This window comes from Pelagihabitans pacificus, from assembly GCF_009371985.2.
Lineage (GTDB): Bacteria > Bacteroidota > Bacteroidia > Flavobacteriales > Flavobacteriaceae > Pelagihabitans > Pelagihabitans pacificus.
On sequence record NZ_VIKU02000001.1, the window covers coordinates 660,858 to 682,632 of the forward strand.

22 protein-coding genes are annotated in these 21,775 nt (G+C 42.8%); 10 read left to right on the forward strand and 12 right to left on the reverse strand.

Features of this window, described 5'->3' with window-relative positions; genetic code table 11:
* Positions 1 to 23: 23 nt before the first annotated feature.
* The 3 genes from FK220_RS02955 (at position 24) to FK220_RS02965 (ending at position 2,619) form a co-directional block, all read left to right on the forward strand.
* Positions 24 to 1,079: a 3-oxoacyl-ACP synthase III family protein gene (locus FK220_RS02955; protein WP_152572783.1), complete on the forward strand. Its 1,056-nt coding sequence runs from the start codon at positions 24 to 26 to the stop codon at positions 1,077 to 1,079.
* Positions 1,080 to 1,177: 98 nt separating this feature from the next.
* Positions 1,178 to 1,705: a methyltransferase domain-containing protein gene (locus FK220_RS02960; RefSeq protein ID WP_152572784.1), complete on the forward strand. Its 528-nt coding sequence runs from the start codon at positions 1,178 to 1,180 to the stop codon at positions 1,703 to 1,705.
* Positions 1,706 to 1,767: 62 nt separating this feature from the next.
* A complete protein-coding gene (locus FK220_RS02965) occupies positions 1,768 to 2,619 on the forward strand; it encodes a glycosyltransferase (RefSeq protein WP_152572785.1) in 852 nt (283 codons plus the stop codon).
* A 68-nt stretch (positions 2,620 to 2,687) separates the two neighbouring features.
* Here FK220_RS02965 and FK220_RS02970 read toward each other — a convergent pair whose 3' ends face one another.
* The 7 genes from FK220_RS02970 to FK220_RS03000 form a co-directional block, all read right to left on the reverse strand.
* A complete protein-coding gene (locus tag FK220_RS02970; protein ID WP_152572786.1) occupies positions 2,688 to 3,197 on the reverse strand; it encodes an OmpH family outer membrane protein in 510 nt (169 codons plus the stop codon).
* 52 nt (positions 3,198 to 3,249) lie between these two features.
* On the reverse strand, positions 3,250 to 4,071 hold the full coding sequence (locus tag FK220_RS02975; protein ID WP_152572787.1) for an OmpH family outer membrane protein: 822 nt from the start codon (positions 4,069 to 4,071) through the stop codon (positions 3,250 to 3,252).
* A gap of 102 nt (positions 4,072 to 4,173) precedes the next feature.
* Entirely contained in the window at positions 4,174 to 6,828 is a 2,655-nt protein-coding gene (locus FK220_RS02980; protein ID WP_152572788.1) for a BamA/OMP85 family outer membrane protein, read from the reverse strand.
* Entirely contained in the window at positions 6,800 to 7,540 is a 741-nt protein-coding gene (locus tag FK220_RS02985; RefSeq protein WP_152572789.1) for an isoprenyl transferase, read from the reverse strand. Before FK220_RS02985 ends, FK220_RS02980 begins: the two co-directional genes overlap by 29 nt.
* A 7-nt stretch (positions 7,541 to 7,547) precedes the next feature.
* Positions 7,548 to 8,246, reverse strand: coding sequence for a type IX secretion system protein PorG (gene porG / locus FK220_RS02990; protein ID WP_152572790.1), 699 nt, complete (start codon positions 8,244 to 8,246; stop codon positions 7,548 to 7,550).
* 117 nt (positions 8,247 to 8,363) lie between these two features.
* Positions 8,364 to 9,245, reverse strand: a complete 882-nt coding sequence (locus FK220_RS02995) for an NAD kinase (RefSeq protein ID WP_152572791.1) — start codon at positions 9,243 to 9,245, stop codon at positions 8,364 to 8,366.
* 2 nt (positions 9,246 to 9,247) lie between these two features.
* Entirely contained in the window at positions 9,248 to 9,904 is a 657-nt protein-coding gene (locus FK220_RS03000) for a CBS domain-containing protein (RefSeq protein ID WP_152572792.1), read from the reverse strand.
* 93 nt (positions 9,905 to 9,997) lie between these two features.
* Here FK220_RS03000 and FK220_RS03005 point away from each other — a divergent pair, with 93 nt between their 5' ends.
* The 7 genes from FK220_RS03005 (at position 9,998) to clpX (ending at position 17,139) form a co-directional block, all read left to right on the forward strand.
* Positions 9,998 to 10,711, forward strand: a complete 714-nt coding sequence (locus tag FK220_RS03005) for a pyridoxine 5'-phosphate synthase (RefSeq protein ID WP_152572793.1) — start codon at positions 9,998 to 10,000, stop codon at positions 10,709 to 10,711.
* A complete protein-coding gene (locus FK220_RS03010; RefSeq protein ID WP_152572794.1) occupies positions 10,711 to 11,481 on the forward strand; it encodes an alpha/beta fold hydrolase in 771 nt (256 codons plus the stop codon). Before FK220_RS03005 ends, FK220_RS03010 begins: the two co-directional genes overlap by 1 nt.
* 118 nt (positions 11,482 to 11,599) lie before the next feature.
* On the forward strand, positions 11,600 to 13,192 hold the full coding sequence (locus FK220_RS03015; RefSeq protein ID WP_152572795.1) for a G-D-S-L family lipolytic protein: 1,593 nt from the start codon (positions 11,600 to 11,602) through the stop codon (positions 13,190 to 13,192).
* A gap of 74 nt (positions 13,193 to 13,266) precedes the next feature.
* The gene (locus FK220_RS03020; RefSeq protein ID WP_152572796.1) at positions 13,267 to 13,614 is read left to right on the forward strand and encodes a phage holin family protein; all 348 of its coding nucleotides are present in this window, start codon (positions 13,267 to 13,269) and stop codon (positions 13,612 to 13,614) included.
* Between the two features lie 102 nt (positions 13,615 to 13,716).
* Complete coding sequence (tig, locus tag FK220_RS03025; protein WP_152572797.1) at positions 13,717 to 15,039, forward strand: trigger factor; 1,323 nt, start codon at positions 13,717 to 13,719, stop codon at positions 15,037 to 15,039.
* Between the two features lie 87 nt (positions 15,040 to 15,126).
* The gene (clpP, locus tag FK220_RS03030; protein WP_152572798.1) at positions 15,127 to 15,804 is read left to right on the forward strand and encodes an ATP-dependent Clp endopeptidase proteolytic subunit ClpP; all 678 of its coding nucleotides are present in this window, start codon (positions 15,127 to 15,129) and stop codon (positions 15,802 to 15,804) included.
* A 99-nt stretch (positions 15,805 to 15,903) separates the two neighbouring features.
* Positions 15,904 to 17,139: an ATP-dependent Clp protease ATP-binding subunit ClpX gene (gene clpX / locus FK220_RS03035; protein WP_152572799.1), complete on the forward strand. Its 1,236-nt coding sequence runs from the start codon at positions 15,904 to 15,906 to the stop codon at positions 17,137 to 17,139.
* A gap of 105 nt (positions 17,140 to 17,244) precedes the next feature.
* Here clpX and FK220_RS03040 read toward each other — a convergent pair whose 3' ends face one another.
* The 5 genes from FK220_RS03040 to FK220_RS03060 form a co-directional block, all read right to left on the reverse strand.
* Positions 17,245 to 17,808 carry an alpha/beta fold hydrolase gene (locus FK220_RS03040; RefSeq protein ID WP_152572800.1) on the reverse strand — a complete coding sequence of 188 codons (564 nt, stop codon included), beginning with the start codon at positions 17,806 to 17,808 and terminating at the stop codon, positions 17,245 to 17,247.
* A gap of 188 nt (positions 17,809 to 17,996) precedes the next feature.
* Positions 17,997 to 18,557, reverse strand: coding sequence for a hypothetical protein (locus tag FK220_RS03045; protein WP_152572801.1), 561 nt, complete (start codon positions 18,555 to 18,557; stop codon positions 17,997 to 17,999).
* 22 nt (positions 18,558 to 18,579) lie between these two features.
* Positions 18,580 to 19,122 carry a hypothetical protein gene (locus FK220_RS03050; protein ID WP_152572802.1) on the reverse strand — a complete coding sequence of 181 codons (543 nt, stop codon included), beginning with the start codon at positions 19,120 to 19,122 and terminating at the stop codon, positions 18,580 to 18,582.
* A 487-nt stretch (positions 19,123 to 19,609) separates the two neighbouring features.
* Complete coding sequence (locus FK220_RS03055) at positions 19,610 to 20,755, reverse strand: helix-turn-helix domain-containing protein (protein WP_152572803.1); 1,146 nt, start codon at positions 20,753 to 20,755, stop codon at positions 19,610 to 19,612.
* A 170-nt stretch (positions 20,756 to 20,925) separates the two neighbouring features.
* Positions 20,926 to 21,759, reverse strand: coding sequence for a hypothetical protein (locus FK220_RS03060; RefSeq protein ID WP_152572804.1), 834 nt, complete (start codon positions 21,757 to 21,759; stop codon positions 20,926 to 20,928).
* Between the last annotated feature and the right edge of the window lie 16 nt (positions 21,760 to 21,775).

A 21,775-nucleotide genomic window follows, 5' to 3' on the forward strand; every position in this document is an offset into this window, starting at 1 on the left:
AACTACGAACCATTCCAAGAATTATGCAAATAGCCATTACAGGAACCGGATGTTACATTCCATCTATCACTATTCCAAATGATGATTTTGCAGCCAATAATTTCTTGAATTCGGATGGCACACCGATTCAACACGAAAATCGGCTGGTTATTGAAAAATTCAAGGCGATTACCGGTATCGGGGAAAGGCGCTATGTAGAACCCCATTTAAATACATCGGATATTGCACTTCTTGCTGCCGAAAAAGCGCTGACCGATGCGAATATCGATAAAGAGGAACTCGACTATATCATTCTTGCCCACAACTTTGGTGATGTTTCCAGTGGACAGTCCCAATCCGATACCATTCCTAGCCTAGCCTCAAGGGTGAAACACCTGTTGCGCATTCACAATCCGAAGTGCATAGCCTACGACCTACTTTTTGGTTGCCCCGGTTGGGTCGAAGGCGTTATTCAAGCCTGTGCCTTCATAAAAAGTGGTATGGCCACAAAGTGCTTGGTGATTGGTGCCGAGACACTCTCGCGCGTGACAGACCCTCATGATAGGGATTCTATGATATATTCCGACGGTGCCGGTGCCGCTGTCATCGAGGCCGTGGAGAATGGCGGAAAAATTCTTTCCCATGCAACTAGGACCTTTACCTATGAGGAAGCGTATTTTTTATTCTATGGTACTTCGTATCGCCCGACTGCAAAAAATACGAAATACATTAAAATGTATGGGCGAAAAATCTACGAATTTGCCATCACAAATGTGCCGAAAGCGATGAAGGAGTGCCTGAATGAAAGCGGGGCCGGCATCGAAGACGTCAAAAAAATATTCATTCACCAAGCGAATGAAAAAATGGACGAGGCAATCGTGAGTAGATTTTATGGCCTGTACGATAGGTCAATGCCCAAAGATGTCATGCCGATGAACATACATAAAATGGGCAATAGTTCCGTAGCCACGATTCCGACCCTATTTGACATGGTGCGCAAGGGAAACTTGAAAAATCAATCCATTGAAAAGGAAGATGTTGTTATCTTTGCCAGTGTAGGTGCCGGTATGAACATAAATGCCGTAATTTACAAGGTTTAAATTTCCAATAGTCGAAATACTTTCATTATTTTCAAGTAACGGGTCCTAGCTCCCAAATTACAACAGAGGAAACTTTCAAGGCCCTTTACACTTAAAAAATGTACGAAACAACATTTCCTGGCAAACGCTTTCAGCACACCTTATCGTTCCTTCAGAAACATATTCCCAAGGAGACCAGCATTCTTGATCTCGGCGTACCCAATCCCTTTTCCAAGATAATGAGCGAACAAGGATATGTAGTGGAAAATACCAAAGGGGAAGATTTAGACCTTGATTTTGAAACCGTACGAAATTCGAACGCCGAAGTGGTCACGGCATTTGAAATCTTTGAACACTTGCTGGCACCATTTAACGTACTTCGGGAAATCAAAGCGGATAAATTAGTGGCCAGCATCCCCTTAAAACTATGGTTTGCCCCCGCTTATCGCAGCAGGACCGACCCATGGGACAGACATTACCACGAGTTCGAGGATTGGCAATTCGATTGGCTTTTGGAAAAGGCGGGATGGAAAATTAAAGATCGTGAAAAATGGACCAATCCGGTTAAAAAAATTGGGGTACGCCCTTTGTTGCGAAGTTTTACGCCTAGGTATTATATTGTATATGCCGAAAGAATAGCCAATTAACCAATGTCAAACGCCCATCCTATTAGTAGAATTTTGAGATTGCATTTTGGTACCTGAAACCCATGCGCTGTTACATCATCATACCGTCGCACAATGAAGAAGCTTATTTGGCCGACACGCTCGATTCCATTCTTAGGCAAACCCTGCCACCCAAAAAAGTCGTTATTGTAAACGACCACTCTACCGACGGCACGGAAGCCATTATCGATAGCTATACCGAAAAACATTCCGTTTTTCAGAAAGTAAATACCGCCTCCTCTACGGAACATATGCCGGGAAGTAAAGTAATCGACGCATTTAATAAGGGTTTGGAAATGTTGGATAGCGATTATGACTTCTTGATGAAGTTAGATGCAGATATAATCTTGCCCGACGATTATCTCGAAAAGGTCGCTTATGTATTCAAAGGCAATCCAAAAGTCGGCATTACGGGTGGTTTCGCCTATGAAAAAGATTCCGAGGGCGTCTGGCAGCGTAGCCATCCTATGAACAACGACCACGTTCGTGGGGCTTTCAAGGCCTATTCCAAAAACTGTTTTAAGGCTATTGACGGACTCAAGTCGGCAATGGGCTGGGACACCGTAGATGAACTCTTGGCGAGGTACCATGGCTTCGAAATCTACACCGACGAAGCACTAAGGGTAAAACACTTACGCCCTGTAGGAAATGCCTATGACCAAAAGGCCAAATTGTTACAGGGAAGAGCCATGTATAGGATGCGCTACGGGTATTGGATTACGTTTATCGCCTCGCTCAAAATGGCCTGGAAACAACGTAAAAGGTATGCTTTTTTTGATAATATGGAGGGTTACCTACAAGCCGAAAGGGAGCAGGTACCCTATTTGGTCTCTGAAGAGGAAGGGAAATTTATCAGAAAATTCCGCTGGAGAAACATGAAAAGAAAACTAGTTTGAAACACTCAACCATTCCTCAAAAAAAAAGCCCACCATATGGTGGGCTTTTTCAGGGAATGTTGTTGCTTCTAGATTCCCAATTCTTTTTTGACATCAGCCAAGAGGTCCTTCCCCTTCGCGACAATAAGTCCGCCACCTGCTTGCGAATCGATTACATAATCGAACCCTTGTGCAGCGGCCACTTTTTCAATTGCAGCCTTGGCCCTTTCGGAGATAGGAGCGAACAGCTCGGCTTGTTTCTGCTGTAATTCCCTTTGGGCGGCTTGCTGAGCTTCGCCAATATTCTTCTGTACACCCTGAAGCTCGATGGCTCTCTTTTCGTTTTCTTCCTTGGAGAGTGAGGGAGCTTCGTTTTCGTATTGTGTGTATTTATTTCGGAGCTCGGTCATCGAACTCTCGATATCGGCGTTGTATGTTTCCGATAGCTTTTTCAGTTCGGCCTCGGCGCTCTTCATCTCCGGCATTGCCGACAAAAGCTGGGTTACATCAATATGGGCCACCTTGCTCTGTGCATTTACAAAACCGGTCGCTGCTACAAACAAAACCAGGGCTACCGCAATTTTCTTTAAATGTTTCATGATAATTAGTGATTAAAATATTTGAGTGTTAATTTATGGTTCTAGACTATGACTAGTTAATTGTATCTTTTTCCGTTTGTTGTCTCTGTTCTTGTTTGGCCTTCTTTTTGGCTTCCCGTTCCTCCAATAATTTTTTTCTTCTGGCCTCATAGGCTTTCTTCCGCTCTTCTCTCAGTCTTAGCTGCTCCGCACGTCTTTCATCTGCCGATTTAGCCTTGGCCTCCTGTGCTTTTTTCGACCGTTCCTGTCTCTCGAGGATTGCTTCGCTAGGCTGCTCCTCTAGTTCCTCTCCCTCAAAATCATCGATCTTACTTCTTTGATTCTTTTTCTTTGGGGCGCTCACCTTTCTGGTCCGGGCTATTCCCCTTAGAATTAAGTCACTGATATCGTGTCTTTTTTGGGAGTACAACATTACGACATCCGCCGATTTATCAAAAATAAAATCATACTTTTTATTTGCACCTATTTTTTGTACTTCATTGAATACCTGGTCTTGAATTGGCTGTATCAGTTGCCTCTTTTGGAGCACTAGGTCGCCTTGGGGTCCGAAGCGATCTTGCTGGTACTGGAACATTTCCTTTTCCAGTATTTGAATCTCCTCTTCCCGCTCGGCAATCAGCTCATCTGTCAACAGTACTTTTTCGGCCATCAAATCTTGCTTCATCTGCTCCACGACGCTCTGCTTTTGTTCGATTTCGACCTTCCATTTTTGAACTTTTGTTTCCAGTTGTGCGGTAGCATCCCGATATTCCTCGACATTTTCCAAAATATATTCCATGTCTACATAACCGATGCGAACACCACGCTGAGCAATGCTGGTAGTTCCAAATAAAACGGTGATCAATAGTAAAAGAACCTTTGCTTTTTGCTTCATTTTATTTTCATTTAATACCATAGAAAATATCGTGCCAAAAATACTAAATATATTAAAATGAATAAGTTAGCATAAGGCTCCGATGACCAATCTTAACAGTTGCTAAAACTGTTGGCCGATGATGAAGTGTGTTTGCCATCCGCTCCGTCCTGCGTTGGGATTTACATAGTCAGGGTCGAACCCGTATCCAAAGTCTATCCCAAGAAGTCCAAACGCCGGCATAAATATGCGTAGCCCCACTCCGGCCGATCGTCTTATTTCAAACGGATTAAATTCCTGAAAATTGTTGAAAGCGTTACCACCTTCCAAAAAAGAGAGCATATAGATTGAAGCGGAGGGCTTTAAGGTCAACGGATATCTTAATTCCAAGGAGTATTTATTATAGACAATACCCCCTTCGGCTCGCCCTGTCAACGGGTCGGTAGGGGTCAATGCCTGATTATTATAACCCCGTAATTGGACGATATCCCGGCCATCCAAGGTAAAATTACCCAGTCCATCACCTCCCACAAAAAAACGTTCAAAAGGCACATTCCCTATATCGGTATTATAGCTTCCCAAGAACCCTAGTTCGGCATTCGTCCGTAACACTAATGATTTGTCACCACTACCGGCAAGCGTGGTATACCAGTCACCCCTAAACTTCACCTTATAGTATTCGAGCCATTTAAAACGCTCCTCTTCCAAGACCTCACGTTGCGAGTTAAGTTCTGCACGCTCCGGATCGTTGACAGGTAAGGCACTCAATTCTTCCAATAGGCTATCGCTCTCTTCCCGAATCGATTTATAGTCCTTGTCACTGAACAACGAATACGGGGGGGTCAGTTTTGCGGTAATCTCGAAGTTGGAACCGCCCCTTGGAAAAATTCGACCTCCGGAGACCGCATTTCTAGCAATTCCCAGCGTATACGTAAATGAATTAGCCTTCCCATTACCAAAACTGAAAAGACCTATATTGTAGTTTTTAAAATCGTACAATTGATACCCCAAGGAGTGCGAGATGGTAAAGAAATCATCTGGCCATTGTACCCGCTTTGCCAAACCAGCGGAAACACCCGTAATTGAAAATTGTTGGTCTTTATTGGGTTGAAAACGCCCTCGATCATCTCTAGTAATGCCAAATTGCTGGGTTCTCGAAAAACTAAGGTTAAAACGCACCGGTTTCTTGCCCCCCAACCAAGGTTCTGCGAAGTTCAGACTATACACACGAAAAGTCCTACTGGCCTGCAACTGCAAAGCAAATGTTTGTCCGTCACCCATGGGCACCGGCTTGTAAGCTTCTTTCTTAAAAAGGTTCTGAATCGAAAAGTTATTGAAGGAAAGCCCTAAGGTGCCGATAAATCCACCGCCCCCATAGCCTCCTTGTAACTGTATCTGACTAGAGCCCGACTCTACCAGATTGTAATTCACATCCACGGTACCGGCATTTGGATCCGGGTTCTGGATATCCGGACTAATCTGTTCCGCATCGAAAAAGCCCAATTGTTGCAACTCGCGAATGGTACGGATAATATCAGCCTTACTGTATTTTTGACCGGGTCTGGTACGAAGTTCCCTATAAATGACATGGTCGTTGGTACGGTCGTTACCCTTAACGGTCACATGGTCGAGAAATGTCTCTTTTCCCTCAATAATTCGAATCTCGAAATTGATCGTATCGTTTTCGGCGGAGACTTCTACCGGGTTGATACTCGAAAACAGATATCCATAATTCTGATAAAGGCTGCTGATATCCTCGGCATCCGGCTTGGAATCATCCTGAATTCGTTTGCGAAGTTCCACTCCATTGTATACATCCCCTTTCTTGATCCCCAAAGCCCTTTGCAAAGCTCGATCCGGATACACTGTATTTCCGACGAAATTTATATCGCCAAAATAATATTTGTTTCCCTCCTCGACCTTTAACTTGATATCGATATTATTCTCATCCACTTTGATGATGGAATCCGAAACGATCCTGGCATCCCTAAAACCGTTTTCGGCATATTTATCAACGAATAAATCGAGGTCATTTTCATAGTCCTCCTCAATGAATTTTGATTTTTTCCAAAAACGATAGAAACGCTTTTCCTTTGTTTTCTTCATCGCCCCCAGTAACTTGGCATCCTTTATCTGTTCGGTCCCTTCCAGAATAAAATTTCTTATTTTGACCCTATCCCCTTTTTTAATGTTGATCACCATGTTTTCGGAGTTGGTTCCAGAGGTATCCTTGGCGGTCACAATGGTGGCTTTGGCATTCAAATAACCTTGCTTTTTGTATTTATTTTCTAAAAAATTCTTGGTGTTGGCAATAAGACTCTCGGTGATTTTCTTACCCTTCTTTAAATCGGTGTCGTCGATAATGCCTTGAATTTTTCGTTTCTTTTCACCATAAATAGTGACTTTGGAAAGCGTGGGGCGTTCAATGATGTTTAGTTCCAGAAAAACTTTATCCCCCTCGATATTGGTTATGTAGAATTCAATGTCGGTAAAAAGCTCAAGTCCCCATAATTTATTGATAACCTCACTGATTTGCTCTCCAGGGAGTGTAATGGGCTGCCCCACCCTCAAGCCAGTGTACGTCTTCACGGTCTGTTCATTATAGCTCTGAAGCCCGGTTACCTCAAGACCTCCCAAAATGTATCTTTTACCATCTTGATAGGAAATTTCCTGTGCGATGCCAAAAAGAGTAATGAAAAAAAGTAGAAGGGTGAATGTGAGTTTCGACGGTAAGAAAATTTTCTTACCGTTAGATGAGTTGTTCGCTAGTTTTTCCAAATCTTCGTTCTCTGTTTTGGTAATTTTTTATTGCATCTACCAAATGATGCTCGCTAAAATCGGGCCAAAATACGTCAATAAAATATAATTCGGCATAAGCTATTTGCCAAAGCAAAAAATTGCTGATCCGATGTTCCCCACTAGTTCGGATAAGCAAATCTACATCTGGCAAATCGTGCGTGTAAAGATGAGTATTTATAATGGTTTCGTCAATATTTTCAGGAGAAATTATATTATTTTTAACTTTGGTAGCAATTGCTTTTACAGCACTCTTAATTTCTTCCCTCGCACCGTAGCTCAAGGCGAGTGTGAGTGTCATTGTCCTGTTATTGCGCGTCTTTTCCATTACTTCCAAAAGCTCCTTGTGTGCTCGCTTTGGCAAAGAGGAAATATCCCCTATGGTGTTGAGACGTATATCATTCTCCTGGAAAGTAGGAAGTTCTTTTTTCAAGGATGAGACCAGGAGCCTCATCAGGGTATCGATTTCCCTTTTGGGCCGTTTCCAGTTTTCGGTAGAGAAGGTGTAGAGGGTAAGATAGTCAATGCCGATTTTTACGCAGTCCTCTACTGTTCTTCGAACCGTATGGACGCCATTTTCATGCCCGAAAACCCGAAGCTTGCCACGCTGTTTTGCCCAGCGACCGTTGCCATCCATTATAATCGCAATATGTTGCGGAAGGTTTTGGGGGGTAATATCTTCGATCGTATTCATAAAAAAATTACTCGAAACAATCCATACACGGTTTTCTGCCAAAGGTGTAAGTTAAGGTAAATCCCGTGAAAACGTACCAATCGTCACTGTTAATGTTTCCGAAGATAATATTATCAAATTGCCTGGCAATATTCAAATCTTCCGGATTGCTGCCATCCAAGTTATCCGTGAAGGTATATCGGGCACCAATCTCGGCACCCAAAATCAGGTACTGATTGAGTCGTAACTTGGCTCCAACAATCATCGGTATGGCAAGGGATCCGTCTTTTTGATTCGCATCTTGATATTGTCCTAAATCAAAATAACTGTAATCATAGCGAAAATAAGTGAGTCCGGTATACAGATAAGGAGTAAAGGCAGGACCCAGCTTATGTAAGTTGTATTCGACAAAGTTAAACTCCAATCCGGCCGACGCTTCTAGAACCGAGTTCTTGGCCACGTAACCCCGTTGCTGCCTTGCAGCGATATCCGATTTGGCGTCATCTGCCGTGAATTTTCCGTATATCATACTGGCTCGCCAAGCATAGCGCTTGCTTTTGTTCCATTTAAAAATACCCCCGAAAGCAACATCGGAAGGCAGGATGTAATTGGTACGGCCGACATCGCCAATATTGTTAGCACCTCCTGCAAAGACCCCGACCTCATAGGTTTGGGCGCTCATATTAACGGCAAAGAGAATCAATAAACTATATAGGTATCCCTTCATTTATTCAAAAAGTTTGCAAATATAGTAATTCAAAAGCGTACGCCCGGAATTACACATGATTAAAGCGTTCTATCTTGATAAACAGCGATTACACCTATTTATTGTTTTGGTGCAAATTCAATTACGGCGGTCTTCACCCCATAATAATTTGTTTCGAAGGGTTTTAAGGAAGCTCTCTGAAGTATACTCGACCATCTTTACCGTAAAAGCGGCCTTTCTGACAATGATCTCTTTTCCATTTTCCAAGCTGGCAATCCTGGAATCCAAAGACACCAGATGGTTCTCTTCCCTTCCCGATACCTTTAAGCGGATGACTGTGTCATCGGAAATGACCAAGGGTCTGGCATTTAGGTTATGGGGTGCGATCGGTGTAAGTACCAAGGATTTCGCCGTCGGTACTATTACAGGTCCTCCACAACTGAGGGAATATCCCGTAGAACCTGTTGGGGTAGATATGATAAGGCCGTCGGCCCAGTAGGAGGTCAAATACTCATCGTTTAAATAGGTCTCCACGGTAATCATGGAGGTAGTATCTTTTCTACTTACCGTGATTTCATTGAGGGCAAAAGTGAGGTCGCCAAACTCCGGAATCGGGAAGTCCGAAGCTATTTCGACAAGGCTTCTTTCAACAATGTGATAAGCACCTTGCACAAACTCTTGCACCACTTTGCGCACCTCCTCTTTTTTGAAGGTAGACAAAAATCCCAAACGTCCCGTATTAACGCCTACCAATGGGATTCCCAAATCCCGCACGTAGGTAGCGGCCCTCAAAACCGTGCCATCACCTCCAAAACTGACAAATAAATCAAAACTGGCATCCAATCCGGATGAAAAGGTAAAGGTACTGTGTTCAAAGGAACCTATTTTGGAGTGTAGCAAACCATAAAATGTCTCTTCGATACTAACCGTAGCATTGATCTTTTGAAGTTCATCTAACAGTTCTGCCACATAGTCTATCGCATCATCCTGATAGGTTTGACCGAAGATGGCTACCTTCATCCCTATACATTTAAATATTTATCTAGGTAATCGGACCTTTTTTTGAGGTTTTCCAGAAACTGGTCGTCATTATTTCCGAAGAGAATATTGTAGTTGTACCGTCTTAAGGTCTGAATAATCTCATTAAGGTTCGAAGATCCCACCTTAATCGTTATCTGTACTATATCGTTGCGAATTTCCGTGATAAACCCACCGATAAATCGAGTGTTGTTACTTTCCACTATTTGAGCTATTTCGCTAAAGGAATAATCTTTAATACCCTTAGCAACTACCAATATACTGCCGGGTTCGGTAAAAAAAGGAGTGTCGATGAACACCCCTATGATATCGGTCAAGTCGTAATACCCAAGAATCGATCCTTCTTCATCGATGACCGGTAGTAAATTCGCCTCGTTTCTTGCAAAGGCCTCCAGCACATCGAGCCAGGAGGTCGTCTTTAGTACGAATACGGCCTCCAAATTGTACCGGAAATCCTCTATCTTCTTATCCAATTCAAAGATTTCCAAGTCGCTCTCGTTTAGAACTCCTAAAAAAAGCCCTTCTTCGACCACGCCTATATGGGAATAGGTGCTTTCGTTAAAAAAAGTGATGACCTCTTTTATGGAATCACCGATGTCAAAGACCGGAATGTTGGAAATAATGTGGGTTTGGATTTGCATGGCAACTATATTAACGCAAAATACTAATTATTAATATCAAAAGGCATGCCTAATTCGTATTTTTGTGCTTTGGAACCAATGAAGGCAAAACAAATGACCAAACTAAGCGTCAACATCAACAAGATCGCAACCTTACGAAATTCCCGCGGTGGCAATGTCCCCGACGTGTTGAAGGTAGCTAAGGACATCGAGGAATTCGGCGCCCAAGGCATTACCGTTCATCCCCGGCCCGACGAACGCCATATTCGATACCAAGATGCCAGGGATTTAAAAAAAGTGGTGACTACGGAATACAATATCGAAGGAAACCCCATAGCAAAGTTCATCGAGCTGGTGCTAGAGGTGAAGCCTACTCAAGTGACGCTCGTACCGGATGCCGTGGATGCCATCACCTCCAACTCGGGATGGGATACGATTGCCAACTTGGATTTTTTAAGAGAGGTCATAGGCACTTTCAAAGATGCGGGCATCAGGACCTCTATTTTTGTCGATCCGGATACAAAGATGGTCGAAGGCGCTGCGAAAACAGGTACCGACCGCATCGAGTTATATACGGAAAGCTATGCAAAAGCCTTTTCAAATGGAAACAGCTCGGGAATTGCTCCCTTCGTTGCAGCGGCCGATGCGGCAAATGCAGTTGGTTTGGGCATCAATGCCGGTCATGACCTTAGTTTGGATAACATTCAATATTTCAAGGAAAACATTCCCAATCTTTTAGAGGTATCGATTGGTCATGCACTCATCTGTGAATCGCTCTATTTGGGATTGGATAATGTCATCAATATGTATCTAAACAAGTTGAAATAATGCCGTTATTGCATTCCATAATTTTAGGGGAAGGCACTCCGCTATTAATTTTGCATGGATTCCTTGGGATGTCGGATAATTGGAAAAGCCTTGGAAACCTATACGCCAAGGAAGGGTTACAAGTACATCTCATCGATCAACGGAATCACGGTAGAAGTTTCCACTCCGAGGAATTCAACTACGAAGTACTTTCGCAGGACCTCAAGAACTATATGGACCATTATCGGCTGGCAGAGGCCATCATCCTAGGGCACTCGATGGGGGGCAAGACCGCCATGCAGTTTGCGTGCTCCTATCCGGTGTTGACCAGGAAATTACTGGTCGCCGATATCGCCCCCAAGTTCTATCCTCCACACCATCAATCGATAATTAATGGACTCCTGAACCTTGATTTCGACCAGATTTCATCACGGAGCGAAGCCGATGGGCAATTGGCAAGCCATATTAGTGATTGGGGCATTAGACAGTTCTTACTCAAAAACCTTTATTGGGTCGATAAGGACCATCTCGGATTTCGATTCAACTTGAAAATCTTAAGCGAGCGTATGGAAGAAATAGGGGAAAGTATCGGTTCAACGGATACCTATTATGGACCGACCCTCTTTTTAAGGGGAGATCGTTCAGAATATATCACCGAAGGCGATTTACCGGAGATCGAGCGACACTTCCCCAACGCCACTTTGACTACTATTGAAAATGCCGGACACTGGCTGCACGCAGAGAACCCGAAACAATTCTTTGCGCAATCGCTTGCCTTCATCAATTCTTAAAAAAGCAGGTCGATTATTATGCATGCATAATTTTTTGCGGCCCAACATTGCGAGTATCATAATTTTATCTAAATTTGGCCCTACTGTATACTAACTCGATTAACCCAATATTTACAAGATGAAAAAGATTTTAGCGCTGTCGGCATTTTTTGGATTTCTGTTGATTTCCTGTAGCGATGACGATACCCCCGTAGTTACCCCAGACCCCATGATGCCGGTTCCTGAAAACTTCTCTGCCGGTTCGGCTGATTTTTCCAATTTCGTTTCCCTTGGTAATTCATTGACCGCCGGGTACTCTGATGAAGCACTTTTTATCGATGGGCAAAATGCCTCGATGCCTAATATGATGGCTACTAGTTTCTCTGCAGTCGGGGGCGGCGCCTTTACCATTCCGCTCATGGCAGATAATCTAGGGGGACTAACACTTGGAGGAGCTCCACTTGAAGGTTTTGGAAATCGAAGGATCCTATCCTTTGCCACGGGAGACCCAGACCCGGTAAGAGTAGAGGGAGCGGCTACAACCGAGGTCAGTAATATTCTAGCAGGCCCTTTTAACAATATGGGGGTTCCCGGTGCTAAGAGCTTTCACTTGGCTGCAAACGGTTACGGTAGTTTGGACGCCCTAGCGGTAGGAGCTGCCAATCCTTATTACGTACGTTTTGCCTCCTCCCCGACAGCAAGCATAATAGAAGATGCACTCGCTCAAAATCCGAGTTTCTTTTCTTTATGGATAGGCAACAACGATATATTGTCTTATGCCACCTCCGGTGGAGCCGGTGTGGACCAGGAAGGAAACCTGGATCCAACGACCTATGGAAACAATGACATTACGGACCCCAGTGTTTTTGCCAGTGTGTACAACGACTTATTGCTACGCCTTACTGCGAATGGCGCCAAGGGAGTGGTGGCCAATATTCCAGATGTGACTACCATACCTTACTTTACTAGAATACCTTTCGCACCACTCGATCCCACCAATCCCGATTTTGGGCCTCAAATTCCGACCTTGAATGCTAATTTTGCGCAGCTGAATGGAGTATTTGAGTTTTTGGGTGTTCCGGAAAGAGCCATCACGTTTTCCGAGTCGGGAGCTAGCGCCATTGTAATTAAGGACGAATCTTTGACAGACCTTTCCGATCAAATTACACAGGTGTTGCTTGCCAATGGGGCCGATGCAGGCACCGCTGCGGTCACTGGATTTTTGTACGGACAGGCCAGACAGGCTACGGCGGCAGATTTAATTGTTCTAACGGCACGGAATGAGATTGCGACCTTAAACGAGGAGGCGTTCGCAACCCTGCAACAGCTTGGTCTTCCTGCGGCCGAAGCAGGTCAGTTGGCGGTGAACGGTGTCACCTATCCCATGGAAGACCAGTGGGTCTTGACATCTACCGAACAGGCAGCGGTACAAGCGGCTACCGACAAATTCAATAGCACCATATCGACCTTGGCCCAAGTATACGATTTAGCATTTGTGGATGCAAAAGCTTTCTTGGAAGTCGTAGCGCAAACCGGGATTACCTTGGCCGACGGTAGTGTCGTAACAGCTACCTATGCAACTGGGGGTGGATTCTCTTTAGACGGCGTACATCCGGCCCCTAGGGGCTATGCCCTTTTGGCGAACGAATTTTTGAAGGCCATTGAGGAGCAATACGGGGCGACCTTACCAGATGTAAATCCTTTGGAATATACAGGGCTGTACATTCAATAACCGAAAAGAAATTTATACTTTTAAAGGTACCGGATGTCCGGTACCTTTTTTGTTCAATTCAAAATCAATATTGTATGAAATTTATTCTGAGAATGCTTTTGAGCGCACTGGCTGTTGTCATCCTCGCAAAAATACTTCCCCATGTGACTGTCGACACCTATCTCACCGCCTTTATCGTGGCGATAGTACTTAGCATCCTAAATCTGATCGTAAAACCCATCCTAGTAATTTTAACACTACCGGTTACCATTGTCACGTTCGGTCTTTTTCTGTTGATCATCAACGCTTGCATTATTCTGATGGCCGACTATTTCATCGATGGTTTCTCTGTAGATGGACTTTGGTGGGCCTTACTTTTTAGCCTGTTGTTGTCATTTTTACAATCGATCTTGTTTTCATTGTTGAAAGAGGAAAAAAAGTAAATGTAAGGACGCAAGTGCCTGTGATCGAAAAACTTGTCGGGCGATGTAAAATGTAGTATTTTTGCCTCCCATAAAAAAACTCATAATCGATAGAAGAGTACTATGAACATCACCAAAGAGCAAATTGACGAGTTGAATGCAGTGGTAAAGGTCGCGATTACAAAAGACGATTACCAGGATAAGGTAGATGCTATCTTAAAAGACTACAGAAAACAAGCGAATATTCCTGGGTTCAGGAAGGGACAGGTACCCTTGGGATTAATCAAGAAACAATACGGCAAGGCCGTATTGGTCGACGAGGTGAACAAATTAATACAAGACAACCTCAACAAGTACCTCACGGAAGAAAAATTGGATGTTTTAGGAAATCCACTACCGAAGCAACAAGACAACTTCGACTGGGACAAGGAAAATTTTGATTTTGAATTCGAATTGGGCCTGGCACCCAGCTTCGAAGTGCCCCTAAAGACCAAAAAAGCGATTACCCACTACAAAATAGTCGCCGATAAGAAAATGATAGACGAGCAAGTGGAACGTATTCAAAGGCAATACGGAAAATTGGTGCAAAAGAGCGAAGTTGGCAAAAAGGACGAACTCACAGGAACCTTTAAAAACGAGGAAGAAGGTATCGACAACAAAGCAACCCTGGAACTTGACAAAGTTGCCAACAAAAAAGCCTTGAACGCGCTTCTAGGCAAAAAAGTAGGAGATACCGTTGTGTTGAACACCAAAGGATTGCTTAAGGAAGAATATCTGTTGGCAGGTGTGTTGGGAATTACATCGGAAAAGGCTAAAGAGCTTACGATAGAGGTTGAATTTACTATCGAGGAAATCAATGAAAGGGAACCAGCTGAATTAAACCAGGAGCTTTTCGATAAATTGTTCGGTCCTGATACCGTGAAATCCGAAAAGGAACTTAAAGAGCGCATCAAGGAAGATTCAGAAAAACAGTTCGAGCAGCAGTCCGATCAAAAGCTTCTGAACGATGTAACGGAGTATTTTATAGAGAACACGAAGTTTGAACTGCCTTCCGGCTTTTTAACACGATGGATTCAACTAACCGGTGAAAAACCTTTAACAGAGGAACAGGCAAGCGAAGAGTATGCAAAATCCGAAAAGGGTCTTCGCTACCAATTGATCGAAGGTAAGATTATCAATGACAACGACATTCAGATACAGTTCGATGAACTAAAGGAATTCGCCAAAGGCTTTATCAAATCACAAATGGCCCAATTTGGTCAGTTAAATCCTCAGGAGGAAGAGTTAGACAATATCGCGACGAGGGTACTTAGTAACCAAGACGAGGTAAAACGTTTGTCAGAGCAGTTGATGAGTCAAAAATTGATTTCACTATATAAGGAAAAGGTAAATCTCAAGACCAAAGAAGTTACTTACGAAAACTTTGTGAAAGAGGTATACGGCTAGTTTTCACGAAAATTATAAGTATCTTTACGGTGCCGAAAAACCTACTTTCGGCACCTTTTTTATTTTATAATATCGAATTAAGAAACAATGGATTACGGAAAAGAATTCAAGAATTACGCAATAAAAGATCAGGGCATTAGTAGTACATACTACGATCAAATCATCAGTAGCATGTACCCGACGAATATGACGCCAAATATCATTGAGGAACGCCAAATGAATATCGCGGTATTCGATGTGTTCTCGAGACTCATGATGGATAGGATTATTTTCTTGGGAACCGGGATCAACGACCAAGTTGCCAACATCGTGCAGGCACAATTATTGTTTTTGGAGAGTACCGATGCCTCCAAGGACATACAAATCTATATCAATTCCCCAGGCGGCAGTGTCTATGCAGGTCTTGGAATCTATGACACCATGCAGTTCATCAAGCCAGATGTGGCAACGATTTGTACCGGTATGGCCGCTTCGATGGGCGCCGTACTTTTATGTGCAGGAGAAAAAGGAAAACGCAGTGGGCTTACCCATTCCCGTGTAATGATTCATCAACCCATGGGCGGTGCACAAGGTCAGGCCAGTGATATCGAAATCACCGCGCGCGAAATATTGAAGTTAAAGGATGAACTGTATTCCATTATCGCGAAGCACTCCGGCCAGACCATCGAAAGAGTCAATGAAGATAGTGACCGGGATTATTGGATGAAAGCCGACGCTGCCTTGGAATACGGCATGATCGATGAAATTCTGGTAAGGGATCGTTGATAAATTCGACCAAATACCCGAAATAATCGGGGGTTTGCAATACCGTGTAAACCAAAAACGAGATTCTTTCGTTAGATTTACAATAAGGAGAAGATTGATATGGCAAAGGAAAATTTAGAATGCTCTTTTTGTGGAAGAAAAAAACCGGAGACCAATCTTTTGATCGCCGGGTTGGATGCGCATATATGTGACCGCTGTATAGAACAGGCGCATGGGATTGTGGCGGAAGAGTCCAAACAGACCAAAACCAATGATCTTTCATCGGAACTGGTATTAAAAAAACCATTGGAAATCAAGGAGTTTCTCGACACTTTTATCATTGGGCAGGAACGCACCAAAAAAGTGATGTCTGTCGCAGTATACAACCACTACAAACGGTTGTTGCAACCCACATCAAAAGATAGTGATGTAGAAATTCAAAAGAGCAATATTGTCATGGTGGGCCAAACCGGTACCGGTAAGACCTTAATGGCCAAGACCATAGCCAGAATGCTGAACGTTCCGTTGGCCATTGTCGATGCCACGGTGCTCACGGAAGCCGGCTATGTTGGTGAGGACGTGGAAAGTATTCTCACCCGATTGTTACAGGCTGCGGACTATAATCTTGAAAAGGCCGAACGCGGTATCGTCTTTATCGATGAAATAGACAAAATTGCCCGAAAGGGAGATAATCCTTCCATTACCCGGGACGTTTCAGGTGAGGGAGTACAACAGGGACTGCTCAAACTGCTTGAGGGTACCGTGGTGAACGTGCCCCCTAAAGGAGGAAGAAAACATCCCGATCAAAAATTTATCGAAGTAAATACCGAAAACATATTATTCATAGCGGGTGGGGCCTTCGATGGTATAGAACGGGCCATTACCAAGCGATTGAACATGCAGGCTGTTGGTTATAGTGCCTCAAAGGCCGATGAAAATTTGGATGAGACCAATATACTCCAATACATTATACCAAAAGATTTGAAAGAGTTTGGACTGATTCCAGAGATTATCGGTCGATTGCCGGTACTCACTTATATGAATCCTCTGGATGCGAAAACACTTCGTGCAATCTTGACAGAACCTAAGAATGCCATCATCAAACAATATGAGAAATTGTTCGACATGGATGGTATCAGTTTCAAGATTACCGAACAGGCACTTGACTATATTGTCAAGAAGGCTATTGAGTACAAATTAGGTGCTCGGGGCCTGCGCTCACTTTGTGAAGCTATTTTTACCGATGCCATGTTCGAGATGCCCAGTAGCGGTGAGAAGGAATTTAAGGTAACCAAACCCTATGCCGAGGAAAAAATATCTTACGAGACCATTAAAAAACTCAAAGCGGTTTCTTAAAACCCATAAACTAGCAATGGCCGATTAAAACAAAACGTAAAGGAGACAAAAAACCCTGGGTGTGTTGAATGCCCAGGTTTTTTTGAGGAGTATTATTGGCGCTATCTAAACAGCTTTTTTAGTGTTCTTCTCCCTGGAACCCGTTACCGAAAACAAAAGATCTTGGCATACTTTGGCGATAATCTTCTCGTCGGTATAACATTCATGTCCAAAACCGGGTAATTCCTCTATTTCTATATCCAGTTTTTCATACCATTCCTGATCCGGTCGAAATTCATCCTTCCCCCCATAAAGCATTGTAGTACTTTCACAGTCGGGCTTTAGTAGCTCCAGACGCACCCTAGTGGCAGAAACCGCATAGAGCGACTTCATAGGCAAGCCCTTTAAACCAGCTTTCCACGCAATCGTTCCACCGGTACTGAACGCTAAGTAATGACTCGGCTTTTTTTCTTTTTTCAACAAATGTGCCACCGCTGTGTCGATCCCGCCTTCTACAAAGGCTTTATGAAGGTTTTCCTCGGTCTTGATGGCGAGGTCGATATTGGCTAGTTGCTGAATATCGTAAAACACAATATTGTAGTATTGTTGGAGATAGCCAAGGTACGAAGTGATCCAAAGGCCTTTTTTTACGCCCCATATATCTGAAAGCACTACAAGTCGTTCTGCCATGGTTAATACGTTAAAATTAGTTGTTCGGTCAAGTTTGGGGAACTAATTTGAGGTATAAACGCCAGAAAACCTTATTTATTTGTTCATATGGTTCATATCTTCGATGACAGTATTTCCGGTATGTACGAAAATTGCGGCGTTTTAGATTGCGCATTGACGATTTCAAAGAATTGAACGGAGGGTCCATATCAGAAAAATTTGTATTGGAACAATAGATTGGAAGCGTACATGGTAGCGAACGAATTGATATTTACATTTAGGTTGATACCCATGTTAAAATGGTTTCCTTCCTTGAAAAAAAACTTAAATCGAAAAGGAATACCCAATGACCGGTGGGTGTTTCGATTAAAATCCGTCTCCAAGTTTACTTGCACGTAGTTGATATATCCAAGACCGACATGACTTTCAAGAAACAGCCACTTGGCCAAAGTGTATTCCCGCCCATAGGTCACATTAACTTCATGGTAGTCATTTACACGATCATCCAAGATTATATGTACTTCCCCGCCTGCACTAAGATAGAGCGAAAGAATATGTTTCTGGAGCGTAGTAGCCACATCCATACTTACATTTGGCCCAATGTCATATTTATTCGAAGGTGAAAAGCTTATCCCAGGGGCGAGGCTCACCGAGCGAAGACTCAATTTATACTCCTGTGCCACACAATGCCCGTAGCCCATTAAAACAGCAATTAGCCACCCACAAACATATCTTTTGGCATTCAAACATAGCATTCCTTGATTTTTCATCTCAAAAGTTTTGGTTCATTCTTTAGAATCTTCTTCCTATGGAAATACCTACGAACGGCCTAAATCCGAAATCACTATTTTCCGAATCGGTAATACCAATCACCGGAGTGAAATTAAATTTCCACATCCATTTGCTCTCCTTCCCAAAATGCCTTCTAAAACCTATTGAAATCAAATAAACATCCGTAGCACTTTCATTGTCGGTTTCCTCAGGTTTAGATCTGGAACCGAACTGAAAGGTATACCCCAATCCAGTCTCCAGGTAATTATTCTTGTTTAAATCGATTAGATAATGGATCGAAAAAGGAAGGCTTATATCGGTGTCCGGAAAGCCCAAAAAATCACAGTACGGATTTCCAGATTCGCAGCTTAGCCCATCGTCTGGTTCGAAAAAAGAAATCCCGACGCCAATTCGAGCACTCAAACCCGGCTGTTCGCTTAACTGCCTTTCGTAGTTCAAAGAGCCAAAACCTCCGTTACCGAGCAATTCTAAAAAAACAGTGTTTTTTTGTGCCACGCTTACTTGGCAGAAGAACAAGATCAATGCTAATACAGTTGTTTTCACGACATCATATTTAGATACTAACGGTAAACGAAAAATCCCATATCCTAGAGTTTATAATTGGCAAAAAATATTACCGGTCGGATCACAGAGCGATGTTCATCCGATTACCGTCAAGAAATTCATCTGTTTGTTGGTACTTTATATCCATCGCTACCAAAACAAAGTTGTATTCACAAGTATTGTTGTTGGGTATTCCCTCCTCTCTACCAAAACTCCGATAGAATTGCACTCCTTACCCAATACGCTCTAATCGATTGCACATCTTGAAGCCGCTTTGAGATTTCAACATTATCAAACGGACTGGTATCGGAATCTCTACGGCGCTCTACTACCACCTTCCCTTTTTCGGCAAACAACACCTCATCTTCTTTGATACACGAAAAAAGAACCACTTTTTCCGTAACTTATCATTTTGGATTATCCAAAGCTAATCCATACCAAAAACCAATTGTCCCAGATTATATAATTTGGAAGAATTCGGACAAGTTTATTTGTTGCGGGTGAACTGTTTACGATACTCTGAAGGAGTGTGACCGGTAAATTTGTTGAAGGCCGAATAAAAGGTGGATTTGGAATTGAAGCCGCACTCCAAACCGATAGATACGATCGTGTAGTTTTCGAAATCGGGGTTGGCCAATAACCTTTTGGCGTCTTCGACTCTCAATCCGTTGACATAATCCGAAAAATTGTGCCCACTATACTGATTAATAAGAGCGGAGAGTTTACTGGTTCCCATGTTCAGCTCTTCGGACAGCTTTTCCAGACTTAACGAGGAATCGATATAACGTTGTTGGCCTACCACATGATCCTGAATTTTTTTGAACTCAATTTCTTGTTTTCCGAGTTTGGTGTCCTTCGCGTTTGCGATGGCTCCTATCGACTCATTTACCTTGTTTTTCCGCATCTCCCTTCTCAATACGATTCGATCTTTTAACACCACATATCTGAAGAAGGCCTGGTAGCCTATCCAATAGAGCAGCACCGAGGAAGCGATCCGAAGTGGGTAATAGCTGTACGGAGCTTTAATGGTCTCCGAAAAAATATTCAGCACAACTGCAATTCCCCATAATAGAAAAATAACCGCACCCCATTTGATGAATCGTTTAATCCAATTTAAATCATCAAAAGTTAGTATAGTGGGATACAATTCTTGATATTTAAAAACAATGCGAACGGCCTTCCCAAAAATAAAAAGGGAATAAAGCAGTGTTACCGTATCTTCAATGGCGTTGTACATGGGAATCGTCTCCGGGTCGTATCGGCCTTGATATACTTGGAATAAGAAAATACTTCTAGCTAGCAGTTCCCCGATAAAAACCGTTATGGTTGGGCCAAGAAAAGGCATTCGCTTTTTTTCTATCCCCAAGTAATGAATCAAAAAAGCATAAAACATTGGTAGGATAAGTACGTACCACGGGAACTCAAAGTGCTTGAAAAAAACCTGATCGATAACAAGGCCTTTGGTGATCAACCACGATTGTAAATTGTTAAGTGATAGAAAAAACACCAAGAGATTCAGGAAAACCACTGGCTTCTCTACCTTTCTACGGGTAAGAAAAATAACAACACTAAAAATAAATCCCTGAACGGCCCCAGCAATCAACAGAAAGTTCATGATGGCGGAAAAATTCATAAATTACTAGGCCTAGGTTAGGTCAAAGAAACAATAAAACATAGGTCACGGTGGTTCTTACTGGAAGCTTCTATCCGATCAACCTCATAACATATCTTTGGTTGGCGACAACGCCAAATCGAACCAAGGGACTTGCAGGAAAATACAAAATTATATATTTATCGAATTGATCATTCGCCTGAAGTGTGCCCCTTGAAATTGACTTGCAATTTATCGCTACCTTCATCCTTACACTTCTTTTCTTTAGCCAGAAAACCTTCCCTTCCCCTATTTCGTTTTCTACTCAAAGTAATCTGATCTTTAAAGACCGTATACCTAAAAAATGCCTGATACCCCATCCAATAGATCAATATGGACGAGGCGACACGTAATGGATAATAACTATAGGGAGCCTTGATATGGGTTGAAAAGATATTCAAGGCCACAGCGATTCCCCATAAAATAAAGATGACGCCTCCCCAAGCAATGGTTCTTTTAATCCATTTTAGATTGTCGAACTCCAAAAGGGAAGAATTCAATTGCGGATACGGAAATACCAACGAAATCACTTTGCTAAAGATAAATAAGGAATAAAACAACGTTACCGCATCCTCAATAGCATTATAAGTTGCAATTCCTCCTGAATCAAACCATCCTTGATCGACAAAGGTCAAAAAGATACTTTGCGCCAAAAATTCCCCCATAAAAATGCCTATGGAAAGACTCAGGAAAGATTTTTTCTTCTTTTCCAGACCAAAATAATGGATAAGGAAGGCGTAAAACATGGGAACGATCAATACATACCAAGGAAATATGAAGTTTTCCAGAAAAAATACGTTCAAGGCATACCCTTTGGCAATCAACCACGACTGCAAATTGTTCATGGAAAGGAAAAACACGAATAGGTTCAGAAAAATGACCGGTTGCTCTATTCTCCTTCGATAAAGAAAGGTGGCGATGTTAAAAATAAATCCGTGAATGGCCCCGGCTATCAATAAAAAGTTCATGACGTTGGATGCGTCCATCGGTATATTTATTTGG

What these genes read in the sequence shown, in the direction of transcription:
- FK220_RS02975 (WP_152572787.1), bottom strand. Translation starts at nt 4,071, where the DNA reads ATGAAGCAAAAAGCAAAGGTTCTTTTACTATTGATCACCGTTTTATTT.
- FK220_RS03005 (WP_152572793.1), top strand. Translation starts at nt 9,998, where the DNA reads ATGACCAAACTAAGCGTCAACATCAACAAGATCGCAACCTTACGAAAT.
- clpX (WP_152572799.1), top strand. Translation starts at nt 15,904, where the DNA reads ATGGCAAAGGAAAATTTAGAATGCTCTTTTTGTGGAAGAAAAAAACCG.
- FK220_RS03010 (WP_152572794.1), top strand. Translation starts at nt 10,711, where the DNA reads ATGCCGTTATTGCATTCCATAATTTTAGGGGAAGGCACTCCGCTATTA.
- FK220_RS03040 (WP_152572800.1), bottom strand. Translation starts at nt 17,808, where the DNA reads ATGGCAGAACGACTTGTAGTGCTTTCAGATATATGGGGCGTAAAAAAA.
- porG (WP_152572790.1), bottom strand. Translation starts at nt 8,246, where the DNA reads ATGAAGGGATACCTATATAGTTTATTGATTCTCTTTGCCGTTAATATG.
- FK220_RS02965 (WP_152572785.1), top strand. Translation starts at nt 1,768, where the DNA reads ATGCGCTGTTACATCATCATACCGTCGCACAATGAAGAAGCTTATTTG.
- FK220_RS03055 (WP_152572803.1), bottom strand. Translation starts at nt 20,755, where the DNA reads ATGAATTTTTCCGCCATCATGAACTTTCTGTTGATTGCTGGGGCCGTT.
- FK220_RS02955 (WP_152572783.1), top strand. Translation starts at nt 24, where the DNA reads ATGCAAATAGCCATTACAGGAACCGGATGTTACATTCCATCTATCACT.
- FK220_RS03060 (WP_152572804.1), bottom strand. Translation starts at nt 21,759, where the DNA reads ATGGACGCATCCAACGTCATGAACTTTTTATTGATAGCCGGGGCCATT.
- FK220_RS03015 (WP_152572795.1), top strand. Translation starts at nt 11,600, where the DNA reads ATGAAAAAGATTTTAGCGCTGTCGGCATTTTTTGGATTTCTGTTGATT.
- FK220_RS03020 (WP_152572796.1), top strand. Translation starts at nt 13,267, where the DNA reads ATGAAATTTATTCTGAGAATGCTTTTGAGCGCACTGGCTGTTGTCATC.
- tig (WP_152572797.1), top strand. Translation starts at nt 13,717, where the DNA reads ATGAACATCACCAAAGAGCAAATTGACGAGTTGAATGCAGTGGTAAAG.
- FK220_RS02960 (WP_152572784.1), top strand. Translation starts at nt 1,178, where the DNA reads ATGTACGAAACAACATTTCCTGGCAAACGCTTTCAGCACACCTTATCG.
- clpP (WP_152572798.1), top strand. Translation starts at nt 15,127, where the DNA reads ATGGATTACGGAAAAGAATTCAAGAATTACGCAATAAAAGATCAGGGC.
- FK220_RS02985 (WP_152572789.1), bottom strand. Translation starts at nt 7,540, where the DNA reads ATGAATACGATCGAAGATATTACCCCCCAAAACCTTCCGCAACATATT.
- FK220_RS03045 (WP_152572801.1), bottom strand. Translation starts at nt 18,557, where the DNA reads ATGAAAAATCAAGGAATGCTATGTTTGAATGCCAAAAGATATGTTTGT.
- FK220_RS02995 (WP_152572791.1), bottom strand. Translation starts at nt 9,245, where the DNA reads ATGAAGGTAGCCATCTTCGGTCAAACCTATCAGGATGATGCGATAGAC.
- FK220_RS02970 (WP_152572786.1), bottom strand. Translation starts at nt 3,197, where the DNA reads ATGAAACATTTAAAGAAAATTGCGGTAGCCCTGGTTTTGTTTGTAGCA.
- FK220_RS03000 (WP_152572792.1), bottom strand. Translation starts at nt 9,904, where the DNA reads ATGCAAATCCAAACCCACATTATTTCCAACATTCCGGTCTTTGACATC.